We start from the raw sequence: 20,379 nt of genomic DNA on the forward strand, positions 1-20,379 counted from the left end.
GAGGCAGGACGATGACACAACCACAGCAGCCCGGCACTACCGATCCCGTTCTCGCCGCAGGCGACGAGCCCTTGAGCAACAACTCCGACAATCGCTATTTCGGCGATGTCCTGCAGGCCCGGTTGAGTCGGAGGGGATTCCTGCGTGGCAGCCTGGCCACGGCCGTGACCGCCGCCATGGCCACCAGCCTGCCGCTCGCTTCGGCCTTCGCCGGGCAATCTCAGCGTGGTACGGGCCCAACTCTCGGCTTCACGCCAATCCCTACCAGCACCGCCGATACCGTCGTGGTGCCGCAAGGTTATCGCAGCCAGGTGCTGATTCCCTGGGGCACCCCGATCACCGGCAACTATCCCGACTTCGCTCCGGACAACAGTGGCGAGGCGCAGGCCCAACAGACCGGCAGCCATCATGACGGCATGCACTTCTTTGCCATCGACGGCAGCTCGCAGGACGGCCTGCTGGTGCTCAACCACGAATATGTCGAGCCGCGCTTCATGCATGCCGCGGCTTCTGGCCTGGCACTCGACAGCGAAGGCTTCCCGCAGAATGAGGACGGCAGCCGCGACCCCGACCAGGTGCTCAGGGAAATGAACGGGCATGGCGTGAGCATCGTACGCATTCGCCAGTCCGCGAATGGCCAATGGGACGTGGTGCGTGACGGCCTCAACCGTCGCATCACGGCGCGCACCCCGATGAAATTGTCCGGCCCGGTCGCCGGCACCGAGCACGTGCGGACCCAATACAGCCCCGACGGCACCATGACCCGCGGCACCCAGAACAACTGCTCCAGTGGCGTCACGCCCTGGAACACCTACATGGCCGCCGAAGAGAACTGGGCCGGCTACTTCGCCAAACAGGACACCGAGATCGACCGTCGTCAGTCGCGCTACGGTATCGAAACTCGCGATAGCGGGCGTTGGAACTGGCACCGGGCCAAGGGCGGCGATGACGAGTTCATCCGCTTCGACGCCACATCGCACGGTGCCAGCGCCCGGGACGACTATCGCAACGAGCCCAACACCTTCGGTTACATGGTCGAAATCGACCCCTTCGATCCCGATTCCACGCCGGTCAAGCGCACTCACCTGGGACGCTTCGCTCATGAAGGGGTGATCTTCGCCCCGGCCGTCGAAGGCAAGCCGGTGGTCTGCTATTCCGGCGACGACTCGCGCTTCGAGTACATCTACAAGTTCGTTTCCGCCAGGCCCTATCACGCCGCTACCGCCGACGGCTCACTGCTCGACGAAGGCACGCTGTACGTGGCGCGATTCAATGACGATGGCAGCGGTGAGTGGCTGGCACTAGCGCCGGGCGAGAATGGCCTGACCCCGGAGAACGGTTTCGCCGATCTCGCCGATATCCTGGTCAACACCCGTAGCGCCGCCGACCATGTGGGCGCCACCAAGATGGATCGCCCCGAGTGGGGTGCGGTGGACCCAGCAACCGGCCATGTCTACTTCACCCTGACCAACAACAGCAAGCGGGAAGAAGACCAACTCGACGCCGCCAACCCTCGCGCCGCGAATGGCTTCGGCCAGATCGTGCGCTGGCAGGAAGACGGTGGCCAAGAGGCCGAACGTTTCCAATGGGAACTGTTCGTGCTGGCGGGCGACGGCAACGACAGCCGCGACCTGGCGGGCAATCCGCTCGATGAGGACGCGCTGCTCGCCTGCCCCGATGGCTTGTGTATCGATGCCGATCGTCGGGTGTGGATCCAGACCGACATCAGCGACTCATCAGTGAACGACGGTATTTACACGCCGTTCGGCAACAACCAGATGCTCGCCGCCAACCCCGAGACCGGCGAGATCAAGCGCTTCCTGACCGGCCCCATCGGCCAGGAGATCACCGGCGTCGCCATCACGCCGGATCAACGCACCATGTTCATCAACGTCCAGCATCCCGGCGCCAACACCAGTGCCGAGGACTTCGCCCAGGGCCAATACCTCAGCCACTGGCCGGATGGCGGCGATGCCATCCCGCGTTCGGCGACGGTCGTCATCACCCGCGAGGATGGCGACAAGATCGGCGCCTGACCTTCCTTCCCCTTCGGCAAACGCCGCTGCCCATGGCAGCGGCGTTGGTGTTTGGTTCTGCGTAAAAATGACCTGGTGGGTTATCAACCAGACACAGCATCATGAAAAATGTTTCCAGCATTGTTGTCATTGTGAGGACACACCATGTATACAATTAGGTGTGCCACATCAGTCTAGAGATGCCGGGATAAATGAAAACCGATATGACCCCATAATCTCTATAATGAATAGCGTATAGACCCCCTTGCCAACGATATGGACGAGCCCATGATTCAGCGACGCAAGGATCCCCTCGACACCTACCTGCTGCGGGTACTGTGCCTGCTGCTGGACGAGCGCAGTGTGTCGCGCACCGCGATACGCATGCATCAATCGCAGCCAGCGGTCAGCGCGGCCCTGAAAAAGTTGCGCGACACCTTCGGCGATGCGCTGCTGGTGAGGGAAAAGAGCGGCATGGTACCCACCGAACGTGCCTTGCAACTGCTGCCGCACGCACGGCGGGCCTTGGCGGAAATCGACAAGCTCATCAACGAACCGGTGGAGTTCGATCCCTTCGCCAGCCAGCAGGCGTTCCGGCTCGGCGCACCTGACTACCTGGCCCCGGTGTTCATGGCACGGGTAGTCGAGCGTTTCCGCCAGGAAGCGCCCCTGGCGCGGCTGACGATTCACTCCCTGGGGCCAGACTACGATTTCGAGACCGCCCTGGCCGAGGGCGAACTGGACGTGGTGATCGGCAACTGGCCAGAGCCACCGGAGCGCATGCACCTGTCGATGCTGCTGGAAGACGATATCGTGTGCCTGGTTTCCTCGCGCCATCCCCTGGCGCGCAAGGGGCTGACGTACGACGACTACCTCGCCGCGCGTCATGTGGTGCCGATGCCCTACTCACGCAGCCAACGCGGTGTGATCGACAGTTGTCTGGCCAGCCTGCGCGTCGAGCGACGCGAAACCGTCGAGGTGCAGTCCTTCAACCTGGCGCCCTACCTGCTACAGGACAGCGACCTGGTCTTCACCACCAGCCGCCACTTCGCGCGCTTCTACGCCAACCTGCTGCCCCTGACCATCCTCCCCTCGCCCATCGACTTCCCGCCGATGCGCTTCTACCAGCTATGGCACGACCGCACCCATCACTCGCCGGCCCATCGCTGGCTGCATCGCTTGCTGGGAGAATTCGGTCATCAGGTACAGTAGTTTCCGATGATATTACCTCGGATTTAGCAGGCGCCAGGCGATGATCTCGCGCCTACGCCACCACCCCCTTCCCCCGGTAGACCTCGGCGAAGATCTCCGCGACCGGCCGCCGCGGGTCGAGTCGGCGCAGCCGTCGCGCTTCGGCGGCGAGCCTGACCAGTTCCTCGCTGGGCTGGGCCCATTGCTCTTTAGGCAGCGGCTTCGACCATTCGACCATTTCCGGCGGCAGCGCCTTGGGGCCCCGACGCCTGAGCAACCAGGCTTCCCCTTCGGCCAGATAGCCCGGCAGCGGGCCCAGTTCGACCAGGTACCACAGGTACCAGAAGACCACATAGATCCAGCCCACCTCGCCGTTACGGCGACGTTCGTGCAGCTTGCGGCGGGCATTACGCACGGTATGGACGCCTTCCCAGGGCGGGTCGTCGGGGCGGCGGATGCCCAGCGGGTCCTGGATCTCGGCGAGCGAGTCCACCTCGTAGTCCATGTAGGCGCGCAGCGCCTCCCAGTTGCTGATCGCCATCGGCAGCGCCGCCGTCATCACCTCGAGGCTGAGCCATCGCTCCCTCTCGGCATCAAAATGGCCGAAGCCCATGCCGTAGTGGCGATGCACCCCGTACTGGCTCGCCCCTTGGGCCTCCACCACCCAGGCGGTGATCGCCTCCCAGGGCACGAAGACCGGTGCTTCGGCATCCCGCCCATCGGGCGATTGCGGCACGAAACACACCTCGCGGCGCTGACGGTTGAGACGCACCGGGATCAAGCGCCGGCGTTTCATATGCGCGAGCGGCCAATAACCCACCAACAGAATGAAAACACACCCAACTACGAACAAGGAAAACTCGAGGTCATCATAAAAGTGATAGATGAATTCACTCCAGAAGGGATAGTCCTCATTGGAAGTCATGGCTGCCATTCCTAAAGGAAGACCAAATACAATGAGAATAAAGCTACTAATGTATCCCCCAAGTAATACCTGCCACCCGGAAACTCTGGGCCAGCCCACCCCATAATCCAGCCACACCTCGTTGAGCTCGCCGATGCCCTGGCTGAAGTCGACCCGCGAGCCCCCGGCGGGCAGCGGCAGCGGTGCCAGGAACAGCGTGCGGCCGCCGAAAAACCCTTCCGTGTCGCCGGCGCGATGCGGCTGGCCACTTGGCTTGGGCAGCTCAGTGGCGGTTTTCTTCGCCATGCCACTCTCCCTCGTTATGGATTCATCAGCGTGAGACGCAGGTCGACGAGGTGCCAGTCGTCCTCACGCACCTGCGGTGGCCGCAGCTCGTCGCTGGCCGGGTAGTGGCTGCCGGGCCCCGACCCCAGGCGTGGGTTGATATAGATATAGCGCTCGTCGGGCTGATAGCGTCCCTCTGCGTCGAGCCATTCGAGTCGCACGCCCACCATATAGTGCTCCGGCGTGAAACGGCGCTCGGGTGCCGTCACGCGGATGACCACCCCCGGCGCGCCGACCTGTTCCAGCACCTCCAGGGTCTCGACCACGCTTTCGGTGACGGACAGCCACTGCTCGCCGGGAGACCGAGGGCCGGGCCCAATCGGTCGCAGGCCCGAGGACGGGCGGATCTGCCAAACCTGCAGCGCCACCCGTACCGCCGCCCGCCCATCCAGCGGTGCCACCAGCGCCGCCTTGTCAACGCTGGGCAGGATGATGGCGAGCATATGCGGCGAGAACCGTCGCTTGGCCAGGGTCACATAGGCCGGCTGAATCACGCTGCGCAGCCGTTCCATATAGGTGTCGAGCGAGATGTCCTGGTACTGCTCGCCCCAAGGTGCTCCGCAGCCAGCGGTCGTGCTCGCTGAGGTTGTAGCGGTGGTGGAGCCAGGTACCGGCCAATTGCAGGACGCTGAACGCCAATCCCAGGGTATTGAAACGGGCAAAGAGCTGGCTAAGGTACTTACCTGCCATCGTCCAGGTAACACCCCGAAACGCCACATCGATAAGGGTTTTTCCTGTGGTTACTAGCGCGTAACCGGAGACCCCTGCCATCCCGGCGCTACCGCCCATGGCCATCAACGCACCGGCCTCGGCACCGGACCGGCCATAACGCACGGCGGTCTGCCACTTGGCGAAATCGTTACTCAGGCTGGAAAGGGCTGCAAAAAATCCAGCCGTATACCCCACAATCCCCAGTCCAAGATGCATCCTGCCCAACTGGGCCTGGACCCGGTCGACGCCGCTGTGTTGCAGCAATTTGTCCAACTGTGCGGCCCGCGCCGTCAGCGCGGCATGGCCGATGCCTTGCGCGCCGAGAAAGCCGGCCGCCGCGGTGGCGGCCAAGGCCTCACGGGTCTTACGCTTTTGGAGTTCGTAAGTGTCGTCGCCGTGACGCTTCGCCGGCAGCTCGTCCAACGCCTGGTTGACGCCCCACAGGTTGATCGCCTGGCCGAGGAAGATCATCAACGACAGCGCGTTGCCGATATGGCTTGCGGATGGTGTCGCTTGAAGGCCGCGGCGCAGGTCGCGGATGAAGCCGCCCGCCTGCAACAACGAACTCCCTTGGGTGTTGCCGGCGATAGCCACGGTGACCCCGGCCCGCACCGCTGCCGCCGTGACGCCGGCACGTGGGGCGGTGTTGTCCAGGCGCTCGTCGGGCAGGGCTTCCACCGGGCTCAGGGCCGCCGCCAAGCGTGGCTCCAAAGGCGCCAGGCGCTCCCGATAGTGGATCTCGTTCTGGTTCAGCCGCGCATACTGCTCCGAGCCGCGATCAAAGCGGTAGCGGGCGCGCTGATGGTTCACCGAGTACAGGGTCCTACGCAGGGTGAACACGTCATCCACCAGGTCGCGGAAGACCTTGAACGCCTCGCCGTCGCTGACCACGAAACTCAAGCCGCCTTGCCTGGCCGCGTCCATCAGGCGCCATCCCAGCGCCCTGGGCAGGTCCTCGAACAAGTCTTCAATGAGCGGAAGCCGATTGCCTTCCAGCACCGCGCCGAGAGGGGCCATGGCCTGTTCGATGCCCTTGGCCAGGGCCGGCGACAGGTTGGCGCGTGCCATCTCGTTGGCGGCCTGAATGGGCTCGGGCATTTGGGTTAGGTCCGGCAGCAGGCCGTCTTCCAGTACCTGCAACCGTTCCGCCCAGTCACCCATGTTCTCGACGATGCCGGGGAGTTGACCGGCCAGGGCGTAGCTGTTCGAGACCAGGCCGAGCAGTTGGTTGCTCAGGGCGACCTGCTCCTCGAGTGTCAGGGTGTGGAACAGCGGGCGGTCGTAGACCGGGTGCTCTTCCAGCCAGGCATGCAGCGTTTCGATCGTGTCGTCGTTGCGGCAGATATCCCGGGTGCAGGCGTATTCGGCGAGCAAGCAGGCTTCCACCTGGCCGTCGTCGTGTGGGTCGAAGTACCAGGCGGCGGTGTGGAAGCGGTTGGCCGCCAGCATTGCGGCACGGTCGGCACTGATGCGGTCGAGTAGTTCGCTCCAGCGCGCCATCCGGGGCCGCTGGCTATCGAGAAAGGCTTCCATCGCCGGGCGGTCGATCAGATCCGCCACGCCACGCTGGCCCAGTTCCCGACCGTTCAGGGCATGGAAGGTTTCCAGGTTGAGCCGGTTGATCAAGTCGCGATGCCTGGCGTAGGTGGCCTCGCCTAACGCCTCGCGCATGGCCAGATAGCTCTGCACGTAGGGGTTGTCGGCGAAGCGTTCGTCATGCAAGTACGCTTCGTCCCCCATGGGAATGGCGCCGCGGTGGTCACGACGCACCGCCAGGTGTTCGTAGATGGTTTGTCGTTGCGCGTCGTTGGTGTCCTCCAGCAAGGCGATGACACGCTCGTCGCCGGCCTTGGCGCGTTGCTGCAGGCGCGTCTCGCCGATGGTGATCAACGAGTCGATATAGCTGCCCAGCACATAGTCGCGCTGGGTGCGGCCGTCGTTCTCCCGGGTCCAGTCCTCGATCCAGCCCACCACGTCGTCCTGGAACTCGGCCAGGTCGCGCATCACGCCGAGGTCGTCGCGCACCAGCAGGCACAGGCACTCGTCGGGTTCCTCGATGGCGTGGGCGCGGTGCAGCTTGCCGATGCGGGTCTTGTGGTAGTAGGGGGCGTGCTCCCAGTGGTAGGCCTCGCCTTCCTGGGGGTGGCCGTGCTCGGGGGCTCGGGGGCGTGGTCCTCGGCGAATTCGGCGACCCACTGCGTGGCCTTATCGAGCGGGATCAGGTGTTCGCCACCGGTAATCGGCCCGGCACCGGCGAGGTCGACCGCCTGCAGGAAGGCGTCGCGGTCGGCGGCGCTGTCTGTGACCTGGGCCTTCTTGGCGTCGCTCCAGGGCACTTCGGAGAACCCCACGTAGAGGGTGCGGTCGTTGGGGTAGTCGAGCTTGCCGCTGACCGTGGCGCCCTGGTCGCTGAAGCGGTATTCGTCGAGCGTGTTGGTGTGGCCGTCGAGCACGTAGAGGTAGCCGTCGCGCATCAGGCGCAGGCCCAGCGGCCGGGAGGGGCGTGTAGGGCGTGGGGCAGCCGGGCTCGAGCGTCTCGACCAGGCCGTAGCGCAGCGGGATCAGTTGTACACGGCCGTTCATCAGCGGGCAGATGGCGCCCGCGTCGGCGGGGCGGTTGGAGGCCTCGTAGGCCGCCAATATGCCATCGTGGCGGTCGTCGGCGGGACGTGTGAAAGTAGGAGATGAGCATCCTTGTCGATCGCTCATGATGCCTCCCTGCATCAGCTATATCAGTTATTAGTGAGATAGGAATTACAGGGAAGCTTAACGAGAACAGTCGACAATGCAATAGGCTAAGGAAACGCTGATTTATTGCTGCGCTCCCTAACGAAGATTGTCAGATATGCCTGATAAATTCGATAGCCACCCTGATTATGAATCGCAGTGGCACACAGCACACATGCGGCGCCAAGCGCCGCAAGTCATAGGAGTTGATAAGCCAGTGCAAGGAAAGGGTGTTCGCTCAGCCTCCTAGAGCGATTTTTCACTACTCGAAGCTGAAGTGCGGCTCCGGGGCATCGGGCAGCAGGCGCGCGCAGGCGCGTACCTTCTCCAGCAGCTCGGCATGGGTAGGCGCCACCAAGTTGACGTGCCCCAGCTTGCGGCCGGGACGCTCGCTCTTGTCGTAGCGGTGCAGATGAGCATCCTCGAGGGCGAGGATCTCGGCGGGATCGCCTTCGCGGCCGATCACGTTGACCATGCAGGTCGGCATCCGAGCATGAGTGTCACCTAGCGGCAAGCCCTGGATGGCGCGCAGGTGGTTCTCGAACTGACTGGTCACGGCGCCATCCATGCTCCAGTGGCCGGAGTTGTGCACCCGGGGCGCCATCTCGTTGGCCAGCAGCTTGCCGTCACGGGTCTGGAACAGCTCCAGGGTCAGCACGCCGACATAGTCGAGTTCGTCGAGCAGCGCACGGATGTAGTCATCGGCGAGCAACTGCACGCTGTCGTCGAGATCCGGCATCGGCGCCAGCGAATAACGCAGGATGCCATCGACATGCACGTTCTCGGCCATGGGATAGAACACCACTTGGCCATTGCGCCCACGTACGGCAATGATCGATACCTCGCGCACGAAATCCACGAAGGCTTCGACGACCAGGCGTGGATGGCCGATATGGCGCCAAGCGTCATGTGCCTCGGACGGATCGCGTAGCACCGCCTGGCCCTTGCCGTCGTAGCCTTCGGTCACCGACTTGGCGACCACCGGGCAGCCCAGTTCGCGTGCCGCGGCCTCGAGTTCGTCGGCATGCTCCACCAGGCGATAGGCAGGGGTGGGAATGCCCAAACGATCGAACAAGGCCTTTTCCTCGGCACGGTTCTGGCAGATACGAATCGCTTCGCTCGAGGGGTAAACCGGCTTGTGCTCTTCGATGTCCTGCACCAAGGCCACCGGCAGGTGTTCGAATTCGTAGGTCACCAGATCGACCTTTGACAGGAACTCCTCCAGGTGACGCTGATCGGTATCGATCATCACCTCGCCGATCCCGGCGCTCGGGTGGCCGGTGGTATCCAGGAAGGTAAAGCGGTTGGCTAGCGGGTAGCCCGCCAGGGCCAGCATGCGGCCCAACTGACCGGCACCCAGTACACCGATATTCATAGCGGTCTCCTCACTCGGCACGCGGGTCGGGGTTGTCGAGCACCTTTTGGGTCTGCTCTGCGCGGAAGGCCTCGACGGCAGCGCGCACGTTATCGTCCTGCAGCGCGATGATCTGTGCCGCCAGCAGCCCGGCATTGGTCGCCCCGGCCTTGCCGATCGCCAGCGTACCGACGGCGATGCCACCCGGCATCTGGGCAATCGATAGCAACGAATCCAGCCCTTTGAGCGCCTTGGACTCCACCGGCACCCCCAGCACCGGCAATGGCGTCTGGGAGGCAACCATGCCCGGCAGGTGTGCCGCGCCGCCAGCCCCGGCAATGATCACCTGCAGTCCCCGCCCGGCAGCTCCCTTGGCATAATCGAACAACAGGTCCGGCGTACGGTGGGCCGAGACGACGCGAGTCTCATAGGCCACGCCTAGATGCTCGAGCATGTCGACCGCATGCTCCATGACCGGCCAATCCGACTTGGATCCCATGATCACGCCCACTCGCGGCGCCTGCTTCGACGACGGCATGCCTGTGTTCCCCCATTGTAATGATGACGATCTCTCCGCCCCAAACACAGCGGTATCGTCTGAAAACCGCGCAGCATACCGCCATACGCGGTTTGGGGAAAGGGTCGACGGAACCCCAGCGGACATCCATCGCCGGGGAGACCGGACGTTTTGCCAATATCAGCCGCTGGCGGCAGCGGCACTCGACTCGCGACGGTGGACCAACCAGTTGCCGCCGAGGGTCAACAGCATGACCACGACACCAGCAGCCTCCACTATCAGGTCAGGATAGAACACCGCCACGATGGCCGGCACGGTGACCAGACGGGGCAGCCACGACATGCGCGTGAATAGATAGCCCTCCAGAACCGCTGCGAATGCCCCCAGTGCCAGCAGGGCAATGAACGCATTCCAGATCACGACGGGGACCGGTCCACCGATGATGATCTCGGGGTTGAACACCATGAACAGCGGGATCAGATACAGTCCCTTGGCGAACTTCCAGGCCTGGAAACCGGTTTCCATGGGTTTGCTGCCAGCAACCGCTGCACCGGCGAAACCGGCCAAAGCAATGGGTGGCGTAACATTGGAATCCTGGGAATACCAGAACACCACCAGGTGAGCGATCAGCAGTGGCACGCCGAACTCGGAGGTCAGCGCCGGCCCGACCAGAACGATCAACACGATATAACTCGCGGTGACCGGCAACCCCATGCCCAGGATCAGACTCGCCAGCAATACCATCAGCAGCGCCAGCACCAGATTGCCGCCGGAGAAGGCCAACATCATCGCCGAAAACTTGAGTCCCAAGCCGGTCAACCCGACCACACCGACGATGATCCCCGCCACCGCACAGGCCATGGACACCGCCACTGCATTGCGCGCGCCAAGCTCCAGCCCTTCCACCAGCTTGTGGAATCCGGCCCAGACCACACGGCGAATACTAGCCAAGGTGACCTTCTCCCCCTGTTGCGGCGCAATGAACAGGAACCAGATGGTATAGCGCAGCACAGCCACGACGATCATCGAGATCACCGCATAGAAGCCGACCCGCATCGGCGACATGTGCATCACCAGCAACCAGATCAGTACCGCCAGCGGCAACAGGAAGTGCCAGCCCTGGCGCATCACGTCGCGCACCTGCGGCAGCTCCGAGCGTGCCATGCCCTGCATGCCCTGTTTCAGGGCAATGATATGCACGAACAGGTACACCGTGGCGAAGTACATGATGGCCGGCAGGATGCTGACCTTGACCACATCCAGGTATGGCGTGTTGGTGTACTCGGCGATCAGGAAGGCACCGGCACCCATCAACGGTGGGGTGATCTGCCCCCCGGTGGAGGCTGCCGCTTCGATGCCACCGGCCTGATGGGGCTTGTAACCCAAGCGCTTCATCAACGGAATGGTGAAGGCCCCGGTGGTCACCACGTTGGCGATGGCACTGCCGGAGATCGAGCCCATGCCCGCGGAAGCGAGTACCGCGGCCTTTGCCGGTCCGCCACGCTGACGCCCGGTGGCGGCATATGCCAGGTCGATGAAGAACTTGCCGGCACCGGTACTCTCCAGGAAGGCACCGAACAGCACGAAGACGAAGATATAGGTGGCCGCCACGCCCATCGGCAAGCCGAAAATACCTTCCTGCCCCAGATACAACTGTCCTACCAGACGGTCGAGGTTGTAACCGCGATGCTCCATGATCCCCGGCATGAAATTGCCCAGCCAAGGCAATTCGCCACGCGGTCCAGCGAAGGCATACAGGATGGCCAGGACACCGATCACCGTCATCCCCAGCCCCACGGCGCGACGACTGGCTTCCAGTACCGTGGCCGTGGCGATGCAACCGATCACGATGTCGGTCTGACTCCAGAACCCGGCCCGGCCGATGATGTCATCGAGGAAGACCACCATGTAGCCGCCGGTGGTCACCGCTCCGGCGAAGAACAAGAGATCGATGACGCCGCCGACCAGGCCACGTTTTCGATGCGGCCCGAACACCGGAAACATCAGGAAAGCCAGCATCATGATCAGCGCCAGGTGAATGCTGCGCTGATAGAACAGACCCAGCGGCTGGATACCGGCCGAGTAGAGTTGGAACAGCGATAACCCCACCGCTACCAGGGTGATCAACCAAAGAATGGGGCGGGAATGCTTGGCTTGACTCCCGGGAATGATAGGCGACGCTGCTGGCTCGCTCATACAGGCCTCATTGAGAACTTTCTTGTTCGATACGCAAACTGATCTGCACCCGTTCTCCAGCGGCCAGCTCACTCAGGCTGATCAGGGTATCGCCACTCTCCAGCCGGTGATTCACTGCAGGCGAGCCGACCCGAAGCAGGTAACGATTATCGGAGACGGGTTCGTCGATGTCTTCGATCCAATAGCCTCCCGCACCATCGGAACGTGCTTCGCCACGCCCCAGCACCGGCCCCAGACCGGCGGCGTAATCCGGCTGGTGACTACGCTCGAGCACCATTCGACCATCGCGATTACGATAACAGTCGTGGACAGGAAACCCCTCCACCGAGTGGTTCCACACCAGACACCAGCTTTGCCCGGTTGGCATTGGCAAGGACACGATCCGCCGATGGTCGGCAGTATATACCTCCAGCCTGGTTTGCTCCGCGCCATGGGAAGGCTGGCTTGCCATGGCGTCGGCACTGACCGCTGCCCCGGAGAAGGGCCCCATCGCTAGAAACGACGACAGGGCGAGCAGCAAGGCCCGCCCTGTCCACGGATTGACAAGAGACATTCCGCAATCACGGACGCTGGTGATCGGCCACTTCGGCCCCGACTTCTTCATAGTAACGCAGGGCACCGGGATGGAAGGGGACCGGCGTGGAGTTGACGCTGAATTCCACGGTGGTGTCGTTGGCGGCGGGATGGATGGCGATCAGTTCATCGGTCTGTTCGAACAGGACCTTGGTGACCTGATAGGCCAGTTCCTCATCCATGCTGGCATCGACCACCAGCACATTGGGAACACTGATGGTTTGCGCCGGCTCGTCCATGCCCTCGTAAAGGCCGGCACGCAGCTCATAGGCAGCGAACACCGGTTCCACTTCCCTGGCATTGGCGACTTCCTCGTCGGTCAGGCCGATCATGCGAATGTCACGCGTAGTGGCCAGGTTGAGGATCGAACTGGTGGGCGGGCCCACGCTCCAGAAGCCGGCGTCGATATCGCCATCGCGAATGGCGTCCGCCGTCTCGTTGAAGTTGAGGCGTTGGGGAGTGAAGTCATCGTAGGTGATACCGTTGGCTTCGAGCAGCGCGCGGGCATTGAGTTCGGTACCGCTGCCCGGAGCCCCCACCGAAACGCGCTTGCCCTTGAGGTCCTGAAGGGATTCGATGCCCGAATCGGCCAGAGTGACGATCTGCACCGCATTGGGGTAGATGGAAGCGAGAGCACGAGTATCGGGGAGCTGGCGCCCTTCGAAGTCGCCGGTACCGGAATAGGCCTGGTGGACCGTATCGGCCAGGGCCAGGGCGATGTCGGAGTCGCCGCGATAGATCAGCCCCATGTTTTCGACCGAGGCACCGGTCACTTCGGCCACGGCACTGTAACCTTCGATATGGTTGTTGATCAGTTCGGCCAGACCGCCCCCGTAGGGATAATAGGTGCCACCGGTGCCGCCCGTGGCGATGGAGAGCTGTTGCTGAGCCATGGTGGCGGGAGCCGCGGCGATCAGGGATGCCGCTATGGCGTACTTGAGCATTCGCATCTACGTTCCTCCGGTCAGTTATCTGACGTTGTTATTGCGTCCTCGACTACCCTGCAGCATGCCCCCGTTGAAAACTAGCATGCCAATTCGAATTCCAATGACTGGACCAATTTCTACATTTTGCCAAAACATCTTCAACAAAGACTTTCGTCTTAAGGACTTACAGTACTTATCGATCGCCCTTGAGCCATGTGAGGGCCAGCTCATGCTGCCCCTCGGCATCGGTGACGAACACGCTGTCCTCACTGATCATCACCGCCCAGTCGATACTGCGCGGCAATTCCCGAGATAGCTCGGACAGTTCTTGCGCCGGCAACGCCACGACATTCACGTTGTCCAGGGTACCTAGCGCGGGAAACACCTTGGTTTCCCACATTCGTCTATCGCCGTACACCAGCAGCGACACTCGCTCGGCACGCCGCGAACACCAGACCAACCGATCGCTGTCCGGCTGGCCGACCTCGACCCAATGCAGCACCCGACCGTCGAGGCTCTTTTGCCATAATGCCGCCTCGTCGACATTGGAAAGACCGCGCCCGAAGACCAGCGACTCGTCGTACCATAGGACAAGCGCCAACAGGCGAGCCGCCAGACGCTCTTCGGTTTCCGACGGATGACGCGCCATGGTAAAGCGCAGGGTTTCATAGATATCCCGGTCCAGATCGGTGAGGTTGAGTTCGACCTTGTAGGGCGTCGCGCTGAGAGCCATGATGGCATCCTAGTCCAGAGGGAGAAGTCGCAGTCTACCCTGACCAGCGTAGCGGAACGATATCCTGGGAAACACTGGATGAATGCCGTCGAATCCGAGACGCTCGACGGTCACAAAAATTTCCTCGACTCGACACTGGCAGAACGTGCAAAAACCTTGCATGCTGTCGTTATCGCAAGCCAAGCCAATGGAGCCTCATGAGCACGGCACGATTAACGACCGGTTGGGATGCCCGAGAATCTGCCCGCATGGCACCCGACCTGGACGTAAGGGAACTGGAAAAGCGCAGCCGCCTGATGCGCGTCGTGGCCCGGCGCATTGCCCTTTCGGAACTGGGCAATCGAGAAATCGCCCAACGCGCCGGCATCCCCCCACAACGGCTCAGCGACTTGCTGGCCGGCAAGATCGAACAATTTTCGGTCGATGAACTACAGGCATTGCGAGACAGCGTAGAAGACGACTCCTCCACGCCGCCTTGAGGTCGAGCCTCAGGGAGTCGACAGGTAATGCACACTGAATAGCTGCCGTGGGTCGGTCCATACTGCCGTGGGCATATAACCGGCCCGCCGTGCCAGCGCCTGGAATCCCTCGATGCTGTATTTGCAGGAATTCTCGGTATGCAGCCTTTCCCCCTCCTCCAGGGGGAAACGCCATTCCTTCAGCCGGAGGGTCTGCCGGCAGCGACTGACCAGATGCATTTCGATGCGTGACTCGGCCTCGTTGTAGAAGGCCAGATGGTCGAAGTTCGCCGGCTCTACCTCGACTCCCAACTCATGACGCAGGCGCTGCAGCAGATTCAGATTGAAGGCGGCCGTGATCCCGGCGGCATCGTTGTAGGCAGCCTCGAGCACGGCTCGGTCCTTGATCAGGTCGACCCCGATCAGCACTCCGCTGTCGGGCGGCAGTATCTGGCGCAAGTGGGCAAGAAAGGCCTGTGCCGCGGATGGCTCGAAGTTGCCGATACTGGAGCCGGGGAAGAAGGCCACGCTACGTTGCCCGGCAACGCCTTCGGGCAAGGCCAGGCGGCGCGAGAAATCGGCCCACGCAGCATGCACCTCGAGCCAAGGGTAGTCGGCGGCCAGCCGGCGCGTGCTCTCGAGCAGGAACTCGCGCGAGATATCGACACCCAGGTAACGGCTGGGCCGCATCGCTTCGAGCAGCAACCGGACCTTGCGGCTGGCACCGCTACCGAGCTCGACCAGCAGCGAGTCGGGGCCCACCAAGGCGGCGATCTCGTCGCTGGCGTCGGCCAGGATATGTTCCTCGGTGCATGTCAGGTAGTACTCTGGCTGTTGGCAGATACGTTCGAATAGCAGTGAGCCGGGGCGGTCATAGAAGAATTTCGGTGACAGCGACTTGGGCCGAGCACTTAGGCCAGCGACCACGGCATCGCGAAACGACGTATGCGAATCGGCCACATGCTGGTCGTGAAAGCGGACCGCCTGGTTCATGGCATATCCTCATGGGTGACGGAGTGCACTTCCATTCAACCTAGAGAGAGTTTCCTCATGCAGCAACCGGATTCGCCGGTATTGAGAGATATCGTGCTTGTCGGTGGCGGCCATAGCCATGTCGGAGTGCTCAAGCGCTTCGCCATGCATCCCGAACCCGGCGTGAGGCTGACCCTGATCTGTCGCGATACCCATACGCCCTATTCCGGCATGCTGCCAGGTTATATCGCCGGCCATTACACCTTCGATGAGGTGCACATCGACCTGCGCCGACTGGCGGAATTCGCTGGCGCCCGCTTCTTTGGCGACGAAGCGGTGGGGATCGACCATGCAGGGCAAAAAGTGCTGTGCCGTTCACGTCCCCCGGTGCCTTATGACCGGCTGTCGATCAATATCGGCTCGACGCCCCGGGTCGGCCAGGTCGAGGGCGCGGACGAGCATGCGGTGCCGGTCAAGCCGATCCACCGCTTCAACGACCGCTGGCGGACACTGCTCGAGCGAGTCAAGTGCCACCTCGGTACCACCCGCATCGCGGTGGTCGGCGGTGGCGCGGGAGGCGTCGAACTGCTGCTGGCCATGCACTACCGCCTTCGCAAGGAGCTGGTGGCACTGGGGCGTGACCCGGAGGAACTGGTTTTCCAGTTATTCACGCGCAGCACGCAAATCCTGCCGACCCACAATGCCCGCGTGCGGGCATATTTCGAGCGAGTTCTGAGCCGACGCGGCATCGAGGTGCATACCGCGACCGAAGTGGACAGGGTAGCCACGGGGCGGCTCCGCTGCTCCCAGGGTCGATGGCATGGCGTCGACGAGATCGTCTGGGTGACCGATGCCGGTGGTGCCGCCTGGCTGCGCGATACCCGCCTGGCCCTCGATGCGGAGGGCTTCATCCAGGTCGACGAGACTCTTCGCTCGGTGAGCGACCCCAATATCTTCGCCGCCGGCGACATCGCCAACCAGGTCGACCATCCCCGCGAGAAGGCCGGGGTTTTCGCCGTCCGTCAAGGCCGCCCGCTCGCCGACAATCTGCGTGCGGCCGTTACCGGCCGCGCCCTCAAGCCTTATCGCCCGCAAAAGCGCTGGCTGGCGCTGATCAGCACCGGCGACCGCCATGCCGTGGCCTCGCGAGGCACCCTATTCCTCGCCGGCGACTGGGTATGGCGCTGGAAGGACTGGATCGACCGTCGTTTCATGGCCAAGTTCAACGATCTGCCCGCGATGGAGGAAGACGCGGGCAAGAAGGCCGCCACCGCGAGCCGGATAACATTGAACGACGAGGAAAGCGCGCAGGCGATCTCGGCGCTGGCCATGCGCTGCGGCGGCTGTGGCGCCAAGGTCGGTGCCTCGGTGCTGTCGCGTGCCCTGTCGACGCTCGAACCCACCTCGCGCGACGAAGTGCTTGTCGGCCTGCATGCCCCCGACGATGCGGCGGTGGTACGGGTCCCTCCTGGCAAGGCCATGGTGCATAGCGTGGATTTCTTCCGCGCCTTCATCGATGACCCTTATGTGTTTGGCAAGGTCGCCGCCAACCACGCCTTGGGCGATATCTTCGCCATGGGTGCCGAGGCACAGACCGCCACGGCCGTGGCCACGGTACCCCAGGGGCTGGAAGCCAAGGTCGAGGACACTGTCTTCCAGATGATGAGCGGCGCGCTGGAAGTACTCAACGAGGCCGACTGTACCCTGGTCGGCGGCCATACCGGCGAAGGCCGGGAGCTGGCGCTGGGTTTTGCCGTCAATGGCTTGATCGAGGCCGATGGCGATACCGCGCTGCGCAAGGGGGGCATGCGCCCCGGTGACATGCTCATCCTCACCAAGCCCATCGGTACCGGCACCCTGTTCGCTGCCCACGCTCGCCTGGCCGCCCGGGGTCGCTGGATCGACGCGGCGCTCGCCGCGATGTGTCAGTCCAATCGCCTCGCTGCCCAGTGCCTGCGCGAACACGGCGCCACCGCCTGTACCGATCTCACTGGTTTCGGTTTGCTGGGGCATCTGGTTGAAATGACCCGACCCTCGAACGTCGACGCCGAACTCGACCTTGCCGCACTGCCGTTGCTCGAGGGCGCAGAGGAAACCGTCGCCGCCGGTATCCTGAGCTCTCTGCAACCGGCCAACGTGCGGCTACGCCGAGCCCTGCGCAATCAGGCGCAATGGATCGATCATCCGCGCTACCCGCTGCTGTTCGACCCCCAGACCGCGGGCGGCCTGCTGGCCAGCGTGCCGGCGGACCGCGCCACGGACTGCCTGAACGCCCTGCGAGCGCTGGGCTATACCCGGGCAGCGATCATCGGCCGGGTATGTGAGGAGAGCGAGGCACTGGAACCCATCATTCTCAAGTCATCCGTACTTGGGCAATCCGTGCTTGACAGTTGAGCCCACAGGCGGCCATGACACGCGCCAGGGCATCGCGCTCGGCCTCGGGACGAAACGAGGGCGCTCGCGCCAGAACCTGTTCGCGCAAGGCGGCAACGAAGGCTGGGTCGCGCTCGACACGCAACAGGCAACGGCGCAGGGCCTCGGTGTCAGCGACGGGGAAATAGCCCGGATAGTCGTCGCCCAGTAGCCCTCGGTTGCCGGGGATATCCGAGGCTATGACGGGCAAGCCGGCCACGCAGGCCTCGCTGACCACATTGGCGCCACCTTCCATCCGCGAACTGATCACCATCAGCCGCGCCCGTGCCATCCATTGGCGCACCCGCCAGTGGGGCAGGTCGCCATACCACCGATAGCGGGAGTTGCATGCCATCTCCTCGCGAGCCGCATGTGCCCACTCGACACTGTAGGCACGACCCATTTGAACCACACGCAACCGCGAGTCAGAGGGCAAGTCGCGTACGGCCAGCGCCGCTCGCAGCGAGTCCTTCTCCTCGCGCAGATGGCCGGCGACCAGAATCTCGAAGTACCGCCTGCCGGGCCCCGGCGCACCAGGCGGCAGAGGCAACGCCGATTGCAGCACCGTATGCAGGCGCGAACGAAAGCGCGGCGGAATATCGTCGGCGATAGCGGCATGCAGGCCAACCAATGCCGTGGCATATTCCAGGCTGTCGAGGAACGTCATGGGATGACTATGCTGAAAGCGATAGACGTCCGTGCCGGTCAGGACCACGACCAGCGGGCACTCGGGAAAGACTTGCCGGCTGGCCCGGATTGCTGCGTGACTGCGCCAGGCATGCAGGGCAATCACGAGGTCCGGCGGCGGATTCGCCAAGTGTGGCTGCCGGAAGTCCTCGTCCGGCGCTGCGAGCCGCACGCTGCAGCCCAGTTCGCGCAACAATCTCGCCCAGCGCGTCGCCGTGGCTCTATTACCGGCCCGCGAACCTCGACCGGCCGGGGTAATCAACGCTACCTTCAACACAGTCCACACTCCTTGATGAGGTCGGCATGATCGAGATACCCGCAACGCCACCGCAATCCGCCGACGACCTGGCAGCGATGCTCGTCGATGCCCGCGAGCGCAGTCTGTCACTGATGCGAGACATCCTGGAGGCACGCCGGCTGGGTCCCTGCCTGGCGATCGTCAATCCGCCGCTGTGGGAGCTGGGCCACGTGGGCTATTTCCACGATCATTTCGCCCTGCGCGGCCTCTATGGCCTGCCCGACTACCAACTGGCGGATGCCGACCGACTGTATGACTCCAGCAGCATCGCCCATGATGCGCGTTGGACGCTACCCTTGCCGTCCCTCGACGAAACCCTGGACTATCTGGCACGCGTGCAGCAGTCAATGCTCGAGCGCCTGCCCGATGGCAAGGCGAGCTCCGCCCAGAGCTACGTCTATCAGCTCACCAGCCTGCACGAGGACATGCACGGCGAAGCCTTTCTCTACACCCGCCAGACGCTGGGCGACCCGCCACCGACACTCGGCCCTGTGCCCCCGCTAGCCGAGCCTGCCGGCCCCCTGAGCGGCGATGTCGCTGTACCCGGTGGCCGGCATCGGCTGGGTTCAACAGAGGACGAGGTGGCGTTCCGCTTCGATAACGAAAAGCCGCCCATGGAGGTCGAAGTGGCCCCCTTCTCCATCGCCCGCGCACCGGTGACCAATGCCGAGTTCGCCGCCTTCGTCGACGATCGCGGTTATGAGCGGCGCGAACTGTGGAGTGACGCTAGTTGGCGGTGGCGGGAAGGCCAGGACCTGCATGCCCCCGTCTACTGGCGCAAGGCGACCGACGGGAGCTGGGAGGAGCGCTACTTCGACCATTGGCGGTCGCTGCCGCCCCATCAACCGGTGGCGCATGTCAGTTGGTATGAAGCTGATGCCTGGTGTCGCTGGGCAGGGCGCCGCCTGCCCACGGAAGCCGAATGGGAAGTCGCCGCCAGCCGGGAGCCGAGCAGCGATGGCCGTTCCCTGGCACCAGGCAAGCGACGCTATCCATGGGGCACGACGCCATCGGATGCCACGCTCGCCAACTTGGACGGCTCGCGCCTGGACCGGGTCGACGTGGCGGCATTTCCCGCCGGTGACAGCGCCTTCGGCTGCCGACAGATGCTGGGCAACGTCTGGGAGTGGACGGCATCGCCCTTCGCCCCCTTCCCAGGGTTTCAGCCCGAGCTCTATCGCGATTACTCGGCTCCCTGGTTCCAGGAAGGGCGTTATGTGCTGCGTGGCGGTGCCTGGGCCACCCGAGGCCGGTTGATCCACAACGCCTATCGCAACTTCTTCACTCCCGAGCGCCAGGATATCCTCGCCGGTTTTCGTACCTGCGCACGGTGAAGGCGGCAAGGCCACACGATTTTCAG

17 protein-coding genes and 1 pseudogene are annotated in these 20,379 nt (G+C 63.4%); 6 read left to right on the forward strand and 12 right to left on the reverse strand.

Features of this window, described 5'->3' with window-relative positions; all coding sequences use genetic code 11:
* The first annotated feature begins 11 nt into the window (after window positions 1-11).
* Together IE093_RS07420 and IE093_RS07425 are read left to right on the forward strand one after the other, a co-directional pair.
* A complete protein-coding gene (locus tag IE093_RS07420) occupies window positions 12-2,036 on the forward strand; it encodes a PhoX family protein (protein WP_189467716.1) in 2,025 nt (674 codons plus the stop codon).
* 267 nt (window positions 2,037-2,303) lie between these two features.
* Window positions 2,304-3,227, forward strand: coding sequence for a LysR family transcriptional regulator (locus tag IE093_RS07425; RefSeq protein WP_189467718.1), 924 nt, complete (start codon window positions 2,304-2,306; stop codon window positions 3,225-3,227).
* 52 nt (window positions 3,228-3,279) lie between these two features.
* On the opposite strand, the gene IE093_RS22430 is transcribed toward IE093_RS07425, so the two are convergent.
* The 10 genes and pseudogenes from IE093_RS22430 to IE093_RS07470 all read right to left on the reverse strand — a co-directional run bounded on the left by IE093_RS22430 (window position 3,280) and on the right by IE093_RS07470 (window position 14,192).
* Window positions 3,280-4,416: a hypothetical protein gene (locus IE093_RS22430; RefSeq protein WP_229803355.1), complete on the reverse strand. Its 1,137-nt coding sequence runs from the start codon at window positions 4,414-4,416 to the stop codon at window positions 3,280-3,282.
* A 14-nt stretch (window positions 4,417-4,430) separates the two neighbouring features.
* Window positions 4,431-4,967 (reverse strand): hypothetical protein, encoded by a 537-nt coding sequence (locus tag IE093_RS07435; RefSeq protein ID WP_189467720.1) that lies wholly within the window; start codon window positions 4,965-4,967, stop codon window positions 4,431-4,433.
* Window positions 4,870-7,362, reverse strand: coding sequence for a DUF4149 domain-containing protein (locus IE093_RS07440; protein WP_189467722.1), 2,493 nt, complete (start codon window positions 7,360-7,362; stop codon window positions 4,870-4,872). The genes IE093_RS07435 and IE093_RS07440 overlap by 98 nt, the downstream gene beginning before the upstream one ends.
* A gap of 203 nt (window positions 7,363-7,565) precedes the next feature.
* Window positions 7,566-7,664 (reverse strand): annotated as a pseudogene (locus IE093_RS22760) (toxin VasX); the annotation flags it as partial.
* 491 nt (window positions 7,665-8,155) lie between these two features.
* Complete coding sequence (locus IE093_RS07445) at window positions 8,156-9,268, reverse strand: 5-(carboxyamino)imidazole ribonucleotide synthase (protein WP_189467724.1); 1,113 nt, start codon at window positions 9,266-9,268, stop codon at window positions 8,156-8,158.
* A 10-nt stretch (window positions 9,269-9,278) separates the two neighbouring features.
* Window positions 9,279-9,785, reverse strand: a complete 507-nt coding sequence (gene purE / locus IE093_RS07450; RefSeq protein WP_189467726.1) for a 5-(carboxyamino)imidazole ribonucleotide mutase — start codon at window positions 9,783-9,785, stop codon at window positions 9,279-9,281.
* Window positions 9,786-9,944: 159 nt separating this feature from the next.
* Window positions 9,945-11,960, reverse strand: a complete 2,016-nt coding sequence (locus tag IE093_RS07455; RefSeq protein ID WP_189467728.1) for a TRAP transporter permease — start codon at window positions 11,958-11,960, stop codon at window positions 9,945-9,947.
* Window positions 11,961-11,967: 7 nt separating this feature from the next.
* On the reverse strand, window positions 11,968-12,513 hold the full coding sequence (locus IE093_RS07460; RefSeq protein ID WP_229803357.1) for a DUF1850 domain-containing protein: 546 nt from the start codon (window positions 12,511-12,513) through the stop codon (window positions 11,968-11,970).
* Window positions 12,514-12,520: 7 nt separating this feature from the next.
* On the reverse strand, window positions 12,521-13,483 hold the full coding sequence (locus tag IE093_RS07465) for a TAXI family TRAP transporter solute-binding subunit (protein WP_189467730.1): 963 nt from the start codon (window positions 13,481-13,483) through the stop codon (window positions 12,521-12,523).
* A gap of 169 nt (window positions 13,484-13,652) precedes the next feature.
* On the reverse strand, window positions 13,653-14,192 hold the full coding sequence (locus IE093_RS07470; RefSeq protein WP_189467732.1) for a YaeQ family protein: 540 nt from the start codon (window positions 14,190-14,192) through the stop codon (window positions 13,653-13,655).
* A gap of 78 nt (window positions 14,193-14,270) precedes the next feature.
* Here IE093_RS07470 and IE093_RS22640 point away from each other — a divergent pair, with 78 nt between their 5' ends.
* On the forward strand, window positions 14,271-14,393 hold the full coding sequence (locus IE093_RS22640; protein WP_268247391.1) for a hypothetical protein: 123 nt from the start codon (window positions 14,271-14,273) through the stop codon (window positions 14,391-14,393).
* Window positions 14,390-14,671 carry an XRE family transcriptional regulator gene (locus tag IE093_RS07475; RefSeq protein WP_189467734.1) on the forward strand — a complete coding sequence of 94 codons (282 nt, stop codon included), beginning with the start codon at window positions 14,390-14,392 and terminating at the stop codon, window positions 14,669-14,671. Before IE093_RS22640 ends, IE093_RS07475 begins: the two co-directional genes overlap by 4 nt.
* Before the next feature lie 9 nt (window positions 14,672-14,680).
* Here IE093_RS07475 and egtD read toward each other — a convergent pair whose 3' ends face one another.
* Window positions 14,681-15,643, reverse strand: coding sequence for an L-histidine N(alpha)-methyltransferase (gene egtD / locus IE093_RS07480; RefSeq protein ID WP_189467736.1), 963 nt, complete (start codon window positions 15,641-15,643; stop codon window positions 14,681-14,683).
* 57 nt (window positions 15,644-15,700) lie between these two features.
* Here egtD and selD point away from each other — a divergent pair, with 57 nt between their 5' ends.
* The gene (gene selD, locus IE093_RS07485; RefSeq protein WP_189467738.1) at window positions 15,701-18,016 is read left to right on the forward strand and encodes a selenide, water dikinase SelD; all 2,316 of its coding nucleotides are present in this window, start codon (window positions 15,701-15,703) and stop codon (window positions 18,014-18,016) included.
* On the opposite strand, the gene senB is transcribed toward selD, so the two are convergent.
* Window positions 17,976-18,998 (reverse strand): selenoneine biosynthesis selenosugar synthase SenB, encoded by a 1,023-nt coding sequence (gene senB / locus IE093_RS07490; RefSeq protein WP_229803359.1) that lies wholly within the window; start codon window positions 18,996-18,998, stop codon window positions 17,976-17,978. The genes selD and senB overlap by 41 nt on opposite strands.
* Before the next feature lie 26 nt (window positions 18,999-19,024).
* Here senB and senA point away from each other — a divergent pair, with 26 nt between their 5' ends.
* On the forward strand, window positions 19,025-20,353 hold the full coding sequence (gene senA / locus IE093_RS07495) for a selenoneine synthase SenA (RefSeq protein WP_189467740.1): 1,329 nt from the start codon (window positions 19,025-19,027) through the stop codon (window positions 20,351-20,353).
* Window positions 20,354-20,379 lie beyond the last annotated feature (26 nt).

It is taken from the genome of Litchfieldella qijiaojingensis (genome assembly GCF_014651875.1).
Classification (GTDB): domain Bacteria; phylum Pseudomonadota; class Gammaproteobacteria; order Pseudomonadales; family Halomonadaceae; genus Litchfieldella; species Litchfieldella qijiaojingensis.

Excerpts from the sequence above, each read along its gene's own strand:
- IE093_RS07475 (WP_189467734.1), top strand. The coding sequence starts at position 14,390 with ATGAGCACGGCACGATTAACGACCGGTTGGGATGCCCGAGAATCTGCC.
- IE093_RS07425 (WP_189467718.1), top strand. The coding sequence starts at position 2,304 with ATGATTCAGCGACGCAAGGATCCCCTCGACACCTACCTGCTGCGGGTA.
- selD (WP_189467738.1), top strand. The coding sequence starts at position 15,701 with ATGCAGCAACCGGATTCGCCGGTATTGAGAGATATCGTGCTTGTCGGT.
- senA (WP_189467740.1), top strand. The coding sequence starts at position 19,025 with ATGATCGAGATACCCGCAACGCCACCGCAATCCGCCGACGACCTGGCA.
- IE093_RS07470 (WP_189467732.1), bottom strand. The coding sequence starts at position 14,192 with ATGGCTCTCAGCGCGACGCCCTACAAGGTCGAACTCAACCTCACCGAT.
- IE093_RS22640 (WP_268247391.1), top strand. The coding sequence starts at position 14,271 with ATGAATGCCGTCGAATCCGAGACGCTCGACGGTCACAAAAATTTCCTC.
- IE093_RS07420 (WP_189467716.1), top strand. The coding sequence starts at position 12 with ATGACACAACCACAGCAGCCCGGCACTACCGATCCCGTTCTCGCCGCA.
- egtD (WP_189467736.1), bottom strand. The coding sequence starts at position 15,643 with ATGAACCAGGCGGTCCGCTTTCACGACCAGCATGTGGCCGATTCGCAT.
- IE093_RS07455 (WP_189467728.1), bottom strand. The coding sequence starts at position 11,960 with ATGAGCGAGCCAGCAGCGTCGCCTATCATTCCCGGGAGTCAAGCCAAG.
- IE093_RS07465 (WP_189467730.1), bottom strand. The coding sequence starts at position 13,483 with ATGCGAATGCTCAAGTACGCCATAGCGGCATCCCTGATCGCCGCGGCT.
- purE (WP_189467726.1), bottom strand. The coding sequence starts at position 9,785 with ATGCCGTCGTCGAAGCAGGCGCCGCGAGTGGGCGTGATCATGGGATCC.
- IE093_RS07460 (WP_229803357.1), bottom strand. The coding sequence starts at position 12,513 with ATGTCTCTTGTCAATCCGTGGACAGGGCGGGCCTTGCTGCTCGCCCTG.
- IE093_RS07445 (WP_189467724.1), bottom strand. The coding sequence starts at position 9,268 with ATGAATATCGGTGTACTGGGTGCCGGTCAGTTGGGCCGCATGCTGGCC.
- IE093_RS22430 (WP_229803355.1), bottom strand. The coding sequence starts at position 4,416 with ATGGCGAAGAAAACCGCCACTGAGCTGCCCAAGCCAAGTGGCCAGCCG.
- IE093_RS07435 (WP_189467720.1), bottom strand. The coding sequence starts at position 4,967 with ATGGAACGGCTGCGCAGCGTGATTCAGCCGGCCTATGTGACCCTGGCC.